A 15,922-nucleotide genomic window follows, 5' to 3' on the forward strand; every position below is an offset into this window, starting at 1 on the left:
CCTGCGACAAGCAGGACTTCCACGCGATCCCCGCGGGCATGGCGACATTCGAGAAGCTGCCGGGGCATTAGGGCGCCCACCCGCCCATGATCATCATCCCCATGTCGCCGTCGACAAAGCGCTTCAAGTTGGTCGAAAAGTGCTGGGCGCCGACGTTGGGGTCCATCCAGTCGGCAATCTTGCGCACCTGTACGAAGGCAGCCTTTATCTCGGGGCCCTCCAGGGCCTTCTTGTCGAGATTCATGATGGCTGCGCGGTAAGCGGTGGGGCTGATGCCCGCCAAAGCGGCCTCGAATTTCTGGCCGTCGTCCGGGCGGGTGCCACCGTTGGCGATGGGATAGGGGACGCCGCCTGCTTTCATCTTCTCGGCGAGGTCGTTGAACTCAGCCCATGTGACGGGGACCTTGTCGGCCTTGGCCTTGTCCATCGCGCGTTTGGAGAGAAACAGCATGTTGGTGCTGTAGATCTGCAACGGCAGTGCAATCCACTTGCCCCCCGGCTTGTGCAATTTTGCAAGATCCGGAGCGACAACCTTTTCGTAGCCGGCGGCAGCGACGACGGCATCGAGATCGACGGTTGGGGCAATCTTGGACCAGGCCGCGATCTCGGGACCTTTGAGCTGCGAGCAGGCCGGCGGATCGCCGGCCATGATCTGGGCACGCAGCTTGTTCATCATCTCGGTGGTGAAGCCGGGGACGGGCGAGTGCTGCCAAACCCCGCCTTTCTCCTCGAATTTCTTGCCGAGTGCCGTGATGGCCGCCCCATCGCTACCTGCGGACCATTGCGAGATCGCAGTCAGACGCGGCTTGATCGCGCCTTGCGCGCGGGCGAATGCCGGCAGCGCGAGCGCGGCCGCAGATCCGGCGAGCAGTTGGCGCCTTGTTGTCGTGATCGGCATGGCAATTTCCTCCCGGTGTGAACTCTTTCGCGCGAGAGCCGCGCGGCATCAGGTACGTCAGGCGGCCTCGGCCGATGCGGCCGGCATGCCGCCGCGGCAAGCGAGGCAGAAAGACGCGAATGCCAGCGCCGCCCGCGGATCGTTGCCGTTCGACGGCGGCACGAAAGCGAGCGACACTTGCGCGTGTTTGCGGCCGCCCAACAGGCTGGCGTCGATCCCCTCGACGAGCGCGTTGCGATCGTCCTCGGTGAGGAGCGACGGCCAGCCGCTGATCGCGACGCCCTTGCATGGCTTCACGTTCAGCGTATTGCCGATCGCAAGGCCAAGCCGGAACAGCCGCCGGCGCAATTCCTGCCGCACGCGCGACGAGAGCGGCATCGCGGTCACCCACTCGCTGCCGAGCTCAAGCAACTCGGCTTCCGCGACGCCAAGAAGCTCGGCCAAAGCGGGAAGCGACGTATAAGCCTCGACGCAGCCATGATGACCGCAGCGGCAAATTGGTCCGTCGGCTCCGAACACCATGTGGCCGAGCTCGACCGGCTGGAGGACATCGTCCTCGACCGCGTCATCCATCCAGGTGCCCGCGACGCCCTGACCGACGAAGACGAAGAGATGCGCGCCGCTGAATGGATAATGCTCCGTGCGGCAACGGTGAAAGATGGCGTGCGCGACGACCGAATTGGTGAACTCGACCCGCACGCCGGGAAGTGTCTCGCCGAACATCTCGCTGATCCGCCCGACATCGCAGGGAATGATCGGATTGCCTGACGCGCCCAGCCGGCCGAGACCCGGAATCGAGACGCCGATCTGTGCGAGGGGGATACGTCGACGCCGCGTCCACTCGCGCAGCAATGTCATCGCTTCGCGAAACGCCCGGCCGACCGTCGCGACGGTCGGCGTCTTCGGCAGCGGCACATGCCCGGTGTAGTGCAGTTCGCCCGACAGGCCCCCGACCCCGACGCTGAGCCGCTGAGTGGTCAGCTCGAACGCCGCGAGCGCCACCGCCTTATCGAGCGACACGAGACCCGTGGGGCCACCGACATAAGGGGCAGGGCGCCGCACTTCCTCGATCAGGCCTTCGGCCTTCAGATCGAACAGGATGCGCGACAGGCTCGCTTCCGACAGGCGCACGGCCTTGGCCAGCGGCGGGCGAAAAGACCCGCCTGACTGAAGCAGGTGAGTCAAAATGGCAGCGCGCGTCTGCCGCCGACTTCTCGGCTGCTCCGGCATTTCCATCCCTGTCGTCATTCTTACTTAGAGTAAGAATTTGCGCGCGAAGCGTTGCGACGTCAAGCGTCGGCCGAGATATTGCGCCGACTTGTTGTTGTGCACGGCAGCAGGGTTGTGTCCGTGCAAAACAAAACGGCGCCATCCGGAGATGGCGCCGCTTCGAAAGCCGTGATGGGCTCGATCTTACTTCCGGTTGTTGATCGCAACGTAGTCGCGGCGGGTGACGCCGGTGTAGAGCTGGCGCGGACGGCCGATCTTCTGCTGCGGATCCTCGATCATCTCGCTCCACTGGCTGATCCAGCCGACGGTGCGGGCGACCGCGAACAGCACGGTGAACATCGAGACCGGGAAGCCCATCGCCTTCAGCGTGATGCCCGAATAGAAGTCGACGTTCGGGTAGAGCTTGCGGTCGATGAAGTACTGGTCGCTGAGCGCGATCTTCTCGAGCTCGAGCGCCACCTTCAGCATCGGATCGTCGCCATGGCCGGTCTCCTTGAGCACGGCGTGACACATCTTCTGCATGATCTTGGCGCGCGGATCGTAGTTCTTGTAGACGCGGTGACCGAAGCCCATCAGGCGGACTTCAGAGTTCTTGTCCTTCACCTTGGCGATGAACTCGGGGATCTTGTCGACCGAGCCGATCTCGGCGAGCATCGCGAGCGCTGCTTCGTTGGCGCCGCCATGGGCCGGGCCCCACAGGCAGGCGATGCCGGCCGCGATGCAGGCGAACGGGTTGGCGCCGGAGGAGCCGGCGATACGCACGGTCGAGGTCGAGGCGTTCTGCTCGTGGTCGGCGTGCAGGATGAAGATCTTGTCCAGCGCGTCAGCCAGCACCGGGTTGATCTTGTAGTCCTCGCACGGCACGGCAAAGCACATGTGCAGGAAGTTCTCGGCGAACTTCAGCGAGTTTTTCGGATACACGAAGGGCTGGCCGACCGTGTATTTGTAGGCCATCGCAGCCAGCGTCGGGATCTTGGCGATCATGCGCATGGAGGCGATCATGCGCTGCTTCGGATCGTTGATGTCGGTTGAGTCGTGATAGAACGCGGCGAGCGCGCCGACAGCCGCTACCATGATCGCCATCGGATGGGCGTCGCGGCGGAAGCCCTGGAAGAAGCGGGCCATCTGCTCGTGCACCATCGTGTGATGGATCACGCGGTCGTCGAAATCCTTCTTCTGCGCGGCGGTCGGAAGCTCCCCGAACAGCAGCAGATAGCAGGTCTCGAGGAAGTCGCCATTCTCGGCGAGCTGTTCGATCGGATAGCCGCGGTATTCCAGCACGCCCGCGTCACCGTCGATATAGGTGATCTTGGACTGGCAGCTCGCGGTCGAGGTAAAGCCCGGATCGTAGGTGAACAGGCCGGACTGGCCGTAGAGCTTGCCGATATCGATGACGTCGGGCCCGACGCTGCCGCTGTGGATCGGAAGATCGAAATTCTTGTTTCCGACCGTCAGTGTGGCGGTCTTATTGCTTGGTTTGGCGTCCATCAGAGGTCCCCGATGTATGGTGAAACGGGCCGGACCCGGAGGCCCCGATGAGATATCGCGGGGCAGGCCGGATGTTCCAGAAGGTACGGGTGAGATGGGTATATTATTGCTGTGTGCGCTGCAAGATGGCGCCACGCATGGTCGACTTACGTCGTAGGCTGGCCCTCAGCTAGTCCTTAGCCTGATCCTTAAGCCGGCCCTGGCTTTCCTGGCGTCCCAGGACGTCCAAAACCTCGAATATGCCGGGCGACGTCGTCCGACCGGTCAGCGCGGCCCGCAGCGGCTGGGCGACCGCGCCGAGCTTGAGACTATTTTCCTCGGCAAAGGCGCGCAGCGCGGCTTCCGCATTGGCCGCGCTCCACGTCTCGACTTTCTCCAGCGCGGAATGAAGCTGGCCGATCAGCTTGCGGTTCTCAGGCGTCAGCAGCGCCGCCGCCTTCGGGTCAAGCTCCAGCGGCCGGTCCGCGAAAATGAAATAGGCGCTGTCGATCAGCTCGATCAGCGTCTTGGCGCGCTCCTTCAGGGCCGGCATGGCCTTCAGGAGCTGCGCGCGCGTGGTGTCGTTTAACTTGGCCTTAAGCTCGTCGCGGCTGGGCACGACGTGGTCGAGCACGTCCTCGAACATCTTCACGAGTGATTGATCGTCGGCATTGCGGATGTAGTGGCCGTTGAGGTTTTCCAGCTTGGCAAAATCGAAGCGCGCTGCTGCGCGGCCGACGCTGGCAAGATCGAACGCCGCGATCATCTCCTCCGTCGAGAAGATTTCCTGGTCGCCATGGCTCCAGCCGAGCCGGACGAGATAGTTGCGGAGCGCGGACGGGAGGTACCCCATGGCGCGGTAGGCATCGACGCCAAGCGCGCCGTGCCTCTTGGAGAGCTTTGAGCCGTCCGGGCCATGGATCAGGGGGATGTGGGACATGCTCGGCAGCGTCCAGCCCATCGCGTCGTAGATCTGCTTTTGGCGGGCCGCGTTGATCAAATGGTCGTCGCCGCGGATGACGTGGGTGACGCCCATGTCGTGGTCGTCGACCACGACAGCGAGCATGTAGGTCGGGTTGCCATCGCCGCGCAGCAGGACGAGGTCATCCAGATTCTCGTTCTGCCAGACCACGCGGCCCTGGACCTGGTCCTCGATCACGGTCTCGCCGGTCTGGGGCGCACGGAGCCGGATGGTGGGCTTTACGTCGGTCGGGGCCGTCGCCGGATCGCGGTCGCGCCACAGGCCGTCATAGAGGCGCGTGCGCCCCTCTGCGCGCGCCTTCTCGCGCATCGCGGTGAGCTCCTCGGCGGTGGCGTAGCAGCGATAGGCCTTGCCGTCGGCGAGCAGCTGCTCGGCGACCTCGCGGTGGCGGGCGGCGCGGCTGAACTGGTAGATGACGTCGCCATCCCAGCCGAGCTCCAGCCATTTCAGGCCGTCGAGGATGGCGCCGATCGCGGCCTCGGTGGAGCGCTCCCGGTCGGTGTCCTCGATCCGGAGCAGCATCTTGCCGCCGTGCTTCTTCGCATAGAGCCAGTTGAACAGCGCCGTGCGCGCGCCCCCGATATGGAGGAAGCCGGTCGGCGAAGGAGCGAAACGGGTGACGACGGGAGAGGTCATTCTTGGCAGGGCCTATGCATTGGAGGCGGTGGTATATAACAGGACCGGAGCATAACTAAAGCCCGGCAGCGGACCGCCAGGGGTTGCTTGAGACCTTGCTTAAGCCCTTGGCTCAGCCAAGGGAATTTGGCAGAAGGGCCGCTGATTTCCCTACAGGATTTTCGTAATGACAGAACCGGTGGCGAACGAGGTTGGGCGCGATTTCATTCGTGACATCATCCAGGCCGACCTCGAGCAGGCCAAATACAAGGAGATCGTGACCCGGTTCCCGCCGGAGCCGAACGGTTATCTCCATATCGGCCACGCCAAGTCGATCGCGCTCAATTTCGGCATCGCCCAAGAGTTTCCGGGCCGTTGCCATCTGCGCTTCGACGACACCAATCCGGTCAAGGAAGAGCAGGAATATATCGATTCCATCCAGGCCGACGTGCGCTGGCTCGGCTTCGACTGGGGCAAGAACCTGTTCTTCGCTTCGGACTATTTCGACCGCCTCTACGAATGGGCGGAGCAGCTGATCCGCGACGGGCTCGCCTATGTCGATGACCAGACCCAGGAGCAGATTCGTCTCGCGCGCGGCACGCTGACCGAGCCCGGCAAGAACTCGCCGTTCCGCGATCGCACCGTGGATGAAAACCTCGACCTGTTCCGTCGCATGAAGGCGGGCGAATTCCCGAACGGCGCGCGCGTGCTGCGGGCCAAGATCGACATGGGTGCGGGCAACATCAATCTGCGCGACCCCGTGCTGTACCGCATCCTGCATGCGCACCATCCGCGCACCGGGACCAAGTGGAGCATCTATCCAAGCTACGACTATGCCCACGGCCAGTCGGATGCCATCGAAGGCATCACGCACTCGATCTGCACGCTGGAGTTCGAGGACCATCGGCCGCTCTACGACTGGTTCATCGAGAAGCTGCCGGTGCCCTCGAAGCCGCACCAGTACGAATTCGCGCGTCTGAACCTGACCTACACGCTGCTGTCCAAGCGTGTGCTGACCCAGCTCGTCCGCGAGGGCCATGTCGCGGGCTGGGACGACCCGCGCATGCCCACCATGGCGGGCATGCGCCGCCGCGGCGTGCCGCCGGCCGCGCTTCGCGAATTCGTCAAGCGCATCGGCGTTGCGAAAGCCAATAGCGTGGTCGACGTCGGCATGCTGGAATTCTGCATCCGCGAGGAATTGAACCGCACGTCGCAGCGGCGCATGGCGGTGCTTAAGCCGCTCAAGGTCGTGATCGAGAATTATCCCGAGGGGCAGACCGAGGAGCTCGAGGCGATCAACCATCCGGATGATCCCTCCGCCGGCACCCGCAAGATCACGTTCGGTCGTGAGCTCTATATCGAGCAGGACGACTTCATGGAGAACCCGCCGAAAAAGTTCTTCCGTCTGTCGCCGGGTAACGAGGTGCGGCTGCGCTACGCCTATTTCGTCAAGTGCACCGGCGTGATCAAGAACGATGCCGGCGAGGTGGTGGAGCTGCGCTGCACCTACGATCCCGCGACCAAGGGCGGCAACGCGCCCGATGGCCGCAAGGTCAAGGCCACCATGCACTGGCTGCCGGCGGCGACATCCGTGCCCGCGGAAATCCGCATCTACAATCAGCTGTTTGCCAAACCGAGCCCGGACGCCTCGAACTTCGCCGCCGACCTCAATCCGCAGTCACTGGAAATTCTCGCTAATGCCCGCGTCGAGGCATCGGTCGCGGAAAGCAATTCGACCGAGCCGATGCAGTTCGAGCGCCAGGGCTATTTCGTGCGCGACAAGGACTCGACGTCCGACAGACCGGTATTTTCCAGGACTATCGGTCTGCGCGACACGTTCGCGAAGGAAGTTGCCAAAGGCTGAAAAGAGCTGCGAGACCACAATGAGCAACGAAGCCGACGCTATCGTTTCCGGCATCATCGCGAAATGGCGCGCCGGCTTCGCCACGCTCGATGCGGCCGCGCTCTCATCGCTCTATGCGAGGAATGCCTTCTTCTTCGGCTCCAACCCAAAGCTCTACCGGGGCAGGGCCGGCGTCGCAGACTATTTCAACGGCCTGCCGCGCTGGCGCAAGCCGAGCGCGGTGTTTTCCGAGGTGACGGCGGCGCAGGCAGGTCCTGATCTGATCAATATGGCCGCGACCATCTCGTTCGATCTCGCCGGCGAACGCCCCGATTTCTCGGTCAAGATGAGCTGGGTCATCATGCGCGAGGACGGCGAGTGGAAGATCGTCAATCACCATGCTTCGTCGCAGGCGCCGCTGATCTGACGAGCGGGCACACGGCTTCGTCATTCTCGTGAGAGAACGAACGTGCTCCCCGCGCGTTGGGGTGGGTCCAACAAGGAACCCACCATGCAGAACATCGCAGAGCATATGGAAGTGATCGGCGCCGACGGCGTCCACATCGGCACCGTCGACAAGGTCGAAGGCAATCGCATCAAGCTGACCAAGAAGGACAGCGGCGAGGGCAGCCACAAGGGCCATCATCACTTCATCGACAAGGGCCTCGTCGCCGATATCGAGGGCAACAAGGTCAGGCTGTCGGCCAAGGCGGATGTGGCCGTGACGATGGAAGAGGAAAAGTAGCGGCCGCGCCCCTTCGTTCCTGATCCGTACCGCTATCCGCCCACCTGCACGTTCCGGTAGCTTCTGGCTTCGTTGCGTATCATCGAGTGCAGGGAATGGCGGAGCCGGGCCGGTCGGTACGATCGCAGGGGATCGCGGGGACGTGGCCCGCGGGCCGCGCCGCGTCCGCGGGCGGCCTCGCGCCTGCAGGCCTCGACCTCTGGACATCGCTGGCCGAGACCCTCCGCGCCTGGCTGCGCGCCGAGGCGGGCGCCGGGCGGCTGTTGCCGTGGGTGCCCGTCGCGTTTGGCTGCGGCATCGCGCTTTATTTCTCTGCCGATCATGAGCCGGTGCTGTGGGTCGTTGCCACGACCGCCATCGCGCTCCTGCTTGGCGCGGCTCTGTTGCGGCGGAGCCGGCTGTTCGCCCCGGCCATCATGATCGCGGCGGTCGCGGCCGGCTTTGCCGTCGCAACCTGGAAGACGGCGCGCATCGCCCACCCGGTGCTGGCAAGGGCGCTCTATTCGGTGTCGTTGTCGGGCTTCGTCGAGGCTCGCGACATCCGCGAGCGTACCGATCGTTTCGTGCTGCGCGTCACGGCGATGGAGGCGCAGCGCAGCGACGTCAGGCTCGAGCGCGTGCGCCTGTCGGTCCGCAAGGGCACCGCGCCGGAGGTCGGTAGCTTCGTTCAGCTGAAGGCACGGCTGATGCCGCCACTCGCGCCGGTGCGGCCCGGCAGCTACGACTTTTCGCGTGACATGTTCTTCCAGGGCATCGGCGCCTCCGGCTTCGCGATGGGCGCCATCACGGTGGCGTCGCCGCCTGAGACCGGCGGCTTACGGCTGCGTTACGCGGCCTTCATGCAAGGCCTGCGCGATGCGATCGATGCCCGCATCCGGGCGACGCTCGACGGCGACAATCGGGCGATCGCGACCGCGCTGCTCACCGGGCGGCGCGATGCGATCACCACGCCCGTCAACGATGCGATGTTCATCTCCGGCCTCGGCCACGTGCTCTCGATCTCCGGTTATCACATGGCCGTCGTTGCCGGCGTCGTGTTCTTCGCGGTGCGCGCGCTGCTCGCTCTGATCCCCGGATTGGCGGCCGGCTTCGCCATCAAGAAATGGTCGGCCGCCGCCGCGCTGGTCGCCGCTGCGTTCTACCTGCTGCTGTCGGGCGCGGAGGTCGCCACGCAAAGGTCGTTCTTCATGACGGCGGTGGTGCTGATCGCGGTGATGGTCGATCGCCGCGCCATCACCTTCCGCACGCTTGCTGTGGCTGCGCTGATCGTGCTGGCGGTCGCGCCGGAAGCGCTGGTGCATCCGAGTTTTCAGATGTCGTTTGCGGCAACGCTCGGCTTGGTCGCACTGGTGCAGATCGGCATGCCCAATTTGTTTGCCTCGCCGGACAATTCGGCGACTGCGCGCATTGCGATGTGGGGTGGGCGCGAGATTGCGATGCTGTTCATGGCTTCGCTGATTGCGGGACTTGCGACGACGCCCTATGCCGCCTTTCATTTCCACCGTGTCACGCCGTTCGGCGTGCTCGCCAATCTCGGCGCGATGCCGGTGGTCTCTGCGCTGGTGATGCCGGCGGGGCTGTTGGGGCTGCTTGCTGCGCCGTTCGGGCTGGACAGCGTGTTCTGGTGGCTGATGGGGATTGGCATCGAGTGGATGGTCGCGGTCTCGCGCTGGGTCGCGGCCTTGCCGGGCGCGGTGGGCCGCATCCCGGCGTTCGGGATCGCGCCGCTGATCGCGGCGAGCCTGGGAATCATTGTGCTCGGCTTGTTGCGCACGCCGCTGCGCTGGTCCGGCGCCCTGGTGCTGCTGGCAGCGATCCTCTGGGGACTGTCGGCGCGGCAGCCCGACATTCTGATTGCCGGGGATGGCGCCAGCGTCGCGGTGCGGGGCAGGGACGGATATCTGCACCTGATCAGGACGAACAAGGACAGCTTTCTGCTCAAGGAATGGCTCGCTGCCGACGCCGATCCGCGCGATGCGGGCAGAGCCTCGCTTGCCGATGGCGTGTCCTGCGACGAATCCGGCTGCGTGACGCCACTGGCCGACGGGAGGCTGGTCGCGCTGGCACTGCGCGTCGACGCTCTCGCGGACGATTGCAGTCGGGCCGCGCTGGTGGTGACGACTCGTCCCGCACCGCCTGATTGCGCGGCGATGGTGGTCGATCGGCAGCGGCTCGCCAGCCAGAGCGCGCTGGCGCTGACGCAGCGTGGTGACGGTTTTGTGGTTCAGGCAGTGAGGGCGAGAGGCACGAGCCGCCCCTGGTTGCCGGCCGGCGCCGGCGAGGGTGATTTCGACGGCAGCCTCGCGCCAAAGTCGACCGCGCCTCGCATCAAGGACGCAACGCCGGCGGACACCGACCTGCAAGCCGACGATTGATCTGATGGTGCGGAGCAACGCAGTGGTTCGGTGCGTCCGTTCGGATTAGCGGGGTGCAAACCACACCATCTCGCCGGCCACGGCCGGCGATGGCGATTTAATCCTGACCTCCGACTTCGTAGCCGGAGGGCGGCTCTGTCAGCCGATCGGCAGGTGCGTGACGGTCGGCTGCCTGTCGGCGGTGATCTGCGCCTTGTGCTCGCGCTCGGTGACCGACTGAGTCACCGGCAGTTGCAGCACCGTCGCGCGCTGGCCTTCGACGAGCTGCGTCACCAGCACGTATTTGCCGTCGGGGAATTCGATCGCATCATGATGGCGGTCGGGAACGTGCGGATCGATCTTGCCGAACTTGCCCACGCGGGAATTGATGGTGCGCGTCCAGATCCAGCGATTGTCGTAGCGGACGTCGTCGGCGAAGGCGAGCTCCGTCCCCGGCAGCAGGCAGACGGCAACAGACGGATCGGCTGCAGAGGCGAAGCCGCGCGTCGAGGTGCCGCGGAAGCTTGTCGTGACGATCGTCTCGCCGACTTCGGCGGGGCGCGACGCGACGGCATGTAGGCTGTAGTCACACATCGGGTGCTCCTCATGCTGGGATAGCAACCCGCGTCTCTTATCGAGGCGCAGGCCTCTATCAGAGTGGAAGCACGAACGCTCTGCTTGGTTGTGGGCAAATCTGCGGCTGGCTTCCGCAAGCCGCGATCACATTATCTTTCCCGAATTCAATAGGAACAAAGCTCGCCGCGATGCATTCGGGAGGCGCGTACGCGAACATTGCCAACTTGGCTGCAACGGCCGAACTTGACCGCTGGTCGCTGTTTCCTCGAACAACCGAGCCGCGAAGCGGTGCTGCTTGAAGCGGTGCTGCTTCGTCGGCGTGGCGAGGAGCCAGCGTTGGAGGAGGGGCCGGATAGTCTGTGCAGAACCAGAAAGGCTATCCAGCCGGAGCGGACGATGATCCGCTCCAATCTCTGACCGGCGATGTCGATCGGAAGCGCGCGAGGCGCCAAGCACCTCCGGCATGAAGTGCTTCCGATATGAAGTACTGCCGATAGAAAGACTCCCGGTATCAGTACTTCCGGTAAAGCCCGATCAGCTTGCCCTGAATCTTCACCCGGTTGGGCGGCAGGATGCGGACCTCATAGGCCGCGTTGGCGGGCTCGAGCGCGATCGAGGCGCCGCGACGGCGGAAGCGCTTCAGTGTCGCTTCCTCGTCGTCGATCAGCGCCACCACGATGTCGCCGGTATCGGCGCTCTCGTTGCGCTGGATCAGGGCCATGTCGCCGTCGAGAATGCCGGCTTCGACCATCGAGTCGCCGCGCACTTCCAGCGCGTAATGCTCGCCCGAGCCGAGCATGTCAGGCGGTACGCTGATAGTATGGCTGCGGGTCTGCAACGCCTCGATCGGCGTGCCGGCCGCGATGCGGCCCATCACCGGCACCGCGACGGGACGTTCGCCCTCGTCAGCGGGCAGGCTCGCGCTCGCACGCACCTTGCCGAGATTGCCCTCGATGACGCTCGGCGTGAAGCCGCGGCGGCTGCCAGCGGCTGCCTGGAGCTCCGGCAGCTTGATGACTTCAATCGCACGGGCGCGGTTGGGCAGGCGTCGGATGAAGCCACGCTCCTCGAGCGCCGTGATCAGGCGATGGATGCCCGACTTCGAGCGCAGATCGAGCGCATCCTTCATCTCGTCGAAGGAGGGCGGCACGCCGCTTTCCTTCAGACGTTCACTGATGAACCGCAGAAGCTCGTATTGTTTGCGCGTTAACATCTCGACCAAAGTCCCCCGGTTGATGTCGTCCGATTCCGAGACGCTGAATTCGGCCATAAGCCGCTGCATGCTCGAAACAAATCATGAACAGACACTATATGTTCGATACATGTTCCGCAACTGCTTAATTTACCGTGAACAGAGCAAAGTGCGCGGAACGCGCGTTGCGGGGGCGCTCAGACGGGGAGCCGCAACACTTCGCAAGCCGTGCCGGCTTCGGCCTTCGGCGCGAATGGTGCGCGGACGAGAAGTACCTGTGCTGCAGCGAGATTCGCAAGCAGCGAAGAGTCCTGATGATTGACGGGAACAACGACGCGTGTGCCATCGTCACGCTCCTCAAGATGCGCGCGCAGATAGTCCTCGCGCTGGTCGTTGGCGCCGACGTCGCGGCCGAGCACGGCGCGTTCACGGCGATGGTGAATCACTGAACGGCCCGACAGGGCGCGAATCAGCGGCACCATGAACAGGAAAGCGCACACGTAGGACGATACGGGATTGCCCGGCAGGCCGATCACACCCATTGCGCCGAGTCGCCCGTGCATCATCGGCTTGCCTGGCCGCATCGCGATCTTCCAGAACGCCATCGCGATGCCTTCGTCCCGCAGTGCCTGCTGGACCAGATCGTGGTCGCCGACCGATGCGCCGCCGGTCGTGATCAGGACGTCGGCGCCGCTCTCGCGGGCGCGGCGGATGCCGGCGGTGGTGGCCTCGAGCGTGTCGGCGGCAATACCGAGGTCGATGGTCTCGGCGCCCTCGCTGCGGGCGAGCGCGTGCAGGGCGTAGCCGTTGGAATAGACGATCTGGCCGTGGCCGGGCGTGGTGCCCGGCATCACCAGCTCGTCGCCGGTGGCGAGAATCGCGACCTTCGGACGCCTGACAACGGCAAGGTGCGGATGATTCATCCCGGCGGCGAGCGCGAGGTCTCGCTCGGTCAGACGGCTTCCCTTGCGCAGGAGCACGTCGCCCTCGCGGAAATCGACGCCGGCGGGGCGGATGTGCCGGCCGGCGATCGCGGCTTCCTTGATCGTGATGCGCTTGCCGGCGGCGACCGTGTCCTCCTGGATCACGACGGCGTCCGCGCCAAAGGGAACGACGCCGCCGGTGAAGATCCGCACGGCCTCGCCGGCTCCGACCGTCCCCTCGAACGGTCGGCCCGCTGCGACTTCGCCGATGACGGTGAGCTCCGAATCGATCGTCGCGGCATCGGCCGCGCGCACCGCGTAGCCGTCCATCGCCGACATCGCTTGCGGCGGCTGCGTGCGCCGCGCCACGACGTCACGCGCGAGCACGCGATGGTAGGCCTCGTCGAGGGAAATCATTTCTTCCGGCAGCGGCTCTGCACCCGCCAGCACCGCGGCAAGCGCGTCAGAAACCGGCATCAAGGCCACGGCGAAAACTCCTGCTCGGCACGTTCGGGCGAATGTTCCGCACGTCTTCTAGCCGAGCGCAGGCGCAGAGGCAAAAGCGGCTGAGCAGGCACAGTCATCCCGCCCCTTCACATTGTTCCGGAAGGCAGGATCAAGCGCGTCGCGGCATGATCCGAAGGAGGTCACAGATCGGCAGGAGAGTGGTCATGGAAGCGACGAAAATCATGGCAAGGCGAGAACGCGCCATGGCCTGAATCGATCAGCTCCCTGCCTGCCCGGGAGTTACGTCGGGCGCCTTGGATCCCTGATCCTTGTCGGGCAGCGGGTCGGCTTGGGATTTCAGGTCGGCGGCCTTGCTCACAAGCTTGGCGGAAAGGTCCGAATCTGAAGTTGTCCTCGCGAATTCAAGAAGAAGAGAGGCCTGCTTGGTGAGGTAGGTTTTGCCCAGCACGATGATGCATCCGTCCGTAGAAGTCCCAACGGACTCTAAGAGTCCGGAAGGCGGTATTCCGTTCCCGGAACTCTGTATAAAAATGCACAAAGTGATCCGGTTCCTCAATTTTTCAAAATTGGTCCGTCGGGCCGTGCCGTCGTGGGTTTCGCGACAACGGACGTCGTCAAATGCCCAATGCCTTCAATGCGTTCCCGACGTCACGCGGCGAGGTCACATGCACCGTCATCAAGCCGCGCGCGCGCGCTCCCTCGATGTTTTCGGCAAGATCGTCGAAGAACACGATGCGCCCGGCGGGCACGCCGATCGCCGCAACGACGTGGTCGAAGGCCTCCGCATCCGGTTTGCGCAGGCCGATGCTGGACGACAAATACAGCTCGCGGAAATGGCCGAGGAGGTCGGCATATTCCCTCGAGAAATGGTCCACGTGCGGCCGGTTGGTGTTGGAGAAAGCATAGAGCGGCATCTGTTTCGCTGCGCGCGGCAGCAGCTCGGCGATGTCAGGCATTTCGCCGGCGAAAATCGCGTTCCAGCCTTCCAGGAATTGCGCGTCCGAAATGCCGATTCCGAGCGAGGCTCGCAATGAGGCGAAATAGTCCTCATCGCTGATCTTCCCCATCTCGTGCAACCGATAGGCTTCGCTGTCCCGCACATAGCGCGCGACGATGGCTTCGGGCTTGCAGCCGGCATGTCCCGCCCAGCAGGCGATCGCCTTGGAGAAATCGATATCGAGCACGACGCGGCCGAGATCGAACAGGAGCGCATCCGCGCTGCCGGGAGAGAGCGATGTCACCTGCGTCCTTTCACTCAGTATCGATACGGCTCGTGGTCGAACAGCGGAAACGCGCTGAACACACTCGGCGCGTTGGTTGCGGTCGCCTGGTGCAGGCAGGATTTGTTGACCTCGGCGAACGAGGTCGCACCCAAGAGGCCGAGGCAGCGCAGCACTTCGTCCTCGAGCAGTTCCAGCATGCGCGCCACGCCGGCTTCGCCGGCCGCCGCCAGCGCCCAGCATTGCAGCCGGCCGATGCCGACGAGGTCGGCGCCCGCCGCGATCGCCTTGACGATGTCGGTGCCGCGACAGACACCGCCATCGACCATGATCTTGGCGCGGCCGTTCACGGCGTCGACGATCTCGGGCAGCACGTGCATGGCGCCGCGACCGTGATCGAGCTGACGGCCGCCATGGTTGGAGACGTAGATCCATTCGACGCCGTGATCGATCGCGATCAGCGCGTCCTCTGGCGTCGCGATGCCCTTGAGGATCAGCGGGATCTTGAACTTGTCCTTGATCATCTTCACCGTCCGCCACTCCAGACCCTTCTGGTAATCGCCCCCGGTGGCGCGCAAGCGGCTCTCGCGAACGTAGCGCTTGGCGATGTCACGTTCGCGGCGGCTGTAGTGGGCGGTGTCGACGGTCAGGCAGAAGGCGGCGTAGGCGTTCTTCTCGGCCCGGCTGACGACGTCGGCGACGAAGGCGTCATCGCCGCGCACATAGAGCTGGTAGAGCCGCAGCGCGTCGGACGCAGCTTCGGCGGTCTTTTCTAGGCCGGGCTCGGACACCGAACTGAGCATGTGCGCCGCACCGAAAGTGCCGCAGGCGCGTGCCACGCTCGCCGCACCATCCGGATCGAAGATCTCGAGCGCGCCGACCGGGGCGAGGACCACGGGCAGGCGCATCTTGCGGCCGAACTGTTCGACCGAACCTGTAACCTTGCGAACATCGCGCAGCACGCGCGGGCGGAAAGCGATCTCGTCCAGCGCCATGCGGTTGCGACGCATCGTGGTCTCGGTCTCGGCCGCGCCGACGATATAGTCCCATGCATTCTGGTTGAGGTTGGCGCGGGCTTTCCGGATGAATTCATGCAGATTCTGGAACGGCTCGGTGCTGGCGCCGAGCTCGACGTTCCTTTCCGGTTGGATGCGGGGTGCTTCGTTCATTGTTATCCTCCCGAGAATTTGAAGCCTTCCCTGATCGCCTAACCCGTCCGGGGCGCCAAAACCATCCTAAAATGGCATGGCTGCGAGGCGCGGGCCGGCCGGCCGACCCCCGTTGCGCACGAACCGGTCCTGCAACGTTGCCGAAAGTTTAGGTCCGGACCAACCGATTTTTACGGTGTACCCGCCGGCGTGGCATCCCGGCCTTGAAGAAACCAGAATGGTATTGTGAGAAGCAGGCTG

13 protein-coding genes and 1 pseudogene are annotated in these 15,922 nt (G+C 64.4%); 4 read left to right on the top strand and 10 right to left on the bottom strand.

Going from position 1 to position 15,922, the window contains the following annotated elements; translation table 11 throughout:
- Positions 1–73 precede the first annotated feature (73 nt).
- The 4 genes and pseudogenes from AC0L23_RS25035 to gltX form a co-directional block, all read right to left on the bottom strand.
- Positions 74–898: pseudogene (locus tag AC0L23_RS25035) on the bottom strand (ABC transporter substrate-binding protein); the annotation flags it as partial.
- Positions 899–955: 57 nt separating this feature from the next.
- The gene (locus AC0L23_RS25040) at positions 956–2,134 is read right to left on the bottom strand and encodes an ROK family transcriptional regulator (protein ID WP_198957573.1); all 1,179 of its coding nucleotides are present in this window, start codon (positions 2,132–2,134) and stop codon (positions 956–958) included.
- 177 nt (positions 2,135–2,311) lie between these two features.
- A complete protein-coding gene (gene gltA / locus AC0L23_RS25045; RefSeq protein WP_018458093.1) occupies positions 2,312–3,616 on the bottom strand; it encodes a citrate synthase in 1,305 nt (434 codons plus the stop codon).
- A 169-nt stretch (positions 3,617–3,785) separates the two neighbouring features.
- Positions 3,786–5,213, bottom strand: coding sequence for a glutamate--tRNA ligase (gltX, locus tag AC0L23_RS25050; RefSeq protein ID WP_085353254.1), 1,428 nt, complete (start codon positions 5,211–5,213; stop codon positions 3,786–3,788).
- Positions 5,214–5,379: 166 nt separating this feature from the next.
- Here gltX and AC0L23_RS25055 point away from each other — a divergent pair, with 166 nt between their 5' ends.
- From AC0L23_RS25055 to AC0L23_RS25070, 4 genes are all read left to right on the top strand, one after another.
- A complete protein-coding gene (locus AC0L23_RS25055) occupies positions 5,380–7,056 on the top strand; it encodes a glutamine--tRNA ligase/YqeY domain fusion protein (RefSeq protein WP_018458091.1) in 1,677 nt (558 codons plus the stop codon).
- A gap of 19 nt (positions 7,057–7,075) precedes the next feature.
- Positions 7,076–7,462: a nuclear transport factor 2 family protein gene (locus AC0L23_RS25060; RefSeq protein WP_018458090.1), complete on the top strand. Its 387-nt coding sequence runs from the start codon at positions 7,076–7,078 to the stop codon at positions 7,460–7,462.
- Between the two features lie 84 nt (positions 7,463–7,546).
- Positions 7,547–7,780: a DUF2171 domain-containing protein gene (locus AC0L23_RS25065; protein ID WP_007610829.1), complete on the top strand. Its 234-nt coding sequence runs from the start codon at positions 7,547–7,549 to the stop codon at positions 7,778–7,780.
- Positions 7,781–7,875: 95 nt separating this feature from the next.
- Complete coding sequence (locus AC0L23_RS25070; protein WP_018458089.1) at positions 7,876–10,155, top strand: ComEC/Rec2 family competence protein; 2,280 nt, start codon at positions 7,876–7,878, stop codon at positions 10,153–10,155.
- 138 nt (positions 10,156–10,293) lie between these two features.
- Here AC0L23_RS25070 and AC0L23_RS25075 read toward each other — a convergent pair whose 3' ends face one another.
- The 6 genes from AC0L23_RS25075 to AC0L23_RS25100 form a co-directional block, all read right to left on the bottom strand.
- On the bottom strand, positions 10,294–10,728 hold the full coding sequence (locus AC0L23_RS25075; protein WP_018458088.1) for a hypothetical protein: 435 nt from the start codon (positions 10,726–10,728) through the stop codon (positions 10,294–10,296).
- Between the two features lie 493 nt (positions 10,729–11,221).
- Positions 11,222–11,923, bottom strand: coding sequence for a transcriptional repressor LexA (gene lexA, locus AC0L23_RS25080; RefSeq protein WP_026233499.1), 702 nt, complete (start codon positions 11,921–11,923; stop codon positions 11,222–11,224).
- A gap of 176 nt (positions 11,924–12,099) precedes the next feature.
- Positions 12,100–13,311 (bottom strand): molybdopterin molybdotransferase MoeA, encoded by a 1,212-nt coding sequence (locus AC0L23_RS25085; protein WP_018458086.1) that lies wholly within the window; start codon positions 13,309–13,311, stop codon positions 12,100–12,102.
- Between the two features lie 238 nt (positions 13,312–13,549).
- Positions 13,550–13,741 (bottom strand): hypothetical protein, encoded by a 192-nt coding sequence (locus AC0L23_RS25090; protein ID WP_026233498.1) that lies wholly within the window; start codon positions 13,739–13,741, stop codon positions 13,550–13,552.
- 166 nt (positions 13,742–13,907) lie between these two features.
- Entirely contained in the window at positions 13,908–14,534 is a 627-nt protein-coding gene (locus AC0L23_RS25095) for an HAD family hydrolase (RefSeq protein ID WP_018458084.1), read from the bottom strand.
- Positions 14,535–14,548: 14 nt separating this feature from the next.
- Entirely contained in the window at positions 14,549–15,682 is a 1,134-nt protein-coding gene (locus tag AC0L23_RS25100; protein WP_018458083.1) for an alpha-hydroxy acid oxidase, read from the bottom strand.
- Positions 15,683–15,922: the final 240 nt, after the last annotated feature.

The sequence above is a fragment of the Bradyrhizobium sp. MI1.4 genome (assembly GCF_055811315.1).

Excerpts from the sequence above, each read along its gene's own strand:
- AC0L23_RS25040 (WP_198957573.1), bottom strand. The coding sequence starts at position 2,134 with ATGGAAATGCCGGAGCAGCCGAGAAGTCGGCGGCAGACGCGCGCTGCC.
- gltA (WP_018458093.1), bottom strand. The coding sequence starts at position 3,616 with ATGGACGCCAAACCAAGCAATAAGACCGCCACACTGACGGTCGGAAAC.
- gltX (WP_085353254.1), bottom strand. The coding sequence starts at position 5,213 with ATGACCTCTCCCGTCGTCACCCGTTTCGCTCCTTCGCCGACCGGCTTC.
- AC0L23_RS25055 (WP_018458091.1), top strand. The coding sequence starts at position 5,380 with ATGACAGAACCGGTGGCGAACGAGGTTGGGCGCGATTTCATTCGTGAC.
- AC0L23_RS25060 (WP_018458090.1), top strand. The coding sequence starts at position 7,076 with ATGAGCAACGAAGCCGACGCTATCGTTTCCGGCATCATCGCGAAATGG.
- AC0L23_RS25065 (WP_007610829.1), top strand. The coding sequence starts at position 7,547 with ATGCAGAACATCGCAGAGCATATGGAAGTGATCGGCGCCGACGGCGTC.
- AC0L23_RS25070 (WP_018458089.1), top strand. The coding sequence starts at position 7,876 with ATGGCGGAGCCGGGCCGGTCGGTACGATCGCAGGGGATCGCGGGGACG.
- AC0L23_RS25075 (WP_018458088.1), bottom strand. The coding sequence starts at position 10,728 with ATGTGTGACTACAGCCTACATGCCGTCGCGTCGCGCCCCGCCGAAGTC.
- lexA (WP_026233499.1), bottom strand. The coding sequence starts at position 11,923 with ATGTTAACGCGCAAACAATACGAGCTTCTGCGGTTCATCAGTGAACGT.
- AC0L23_RS25100 (WP_018458083.1), bottom strand. The coding sequence starts at position 15,682 with ATGAACGAAGCACCCCGCATCCAACCGGAAAGGAACGTCGAGCTCGGC.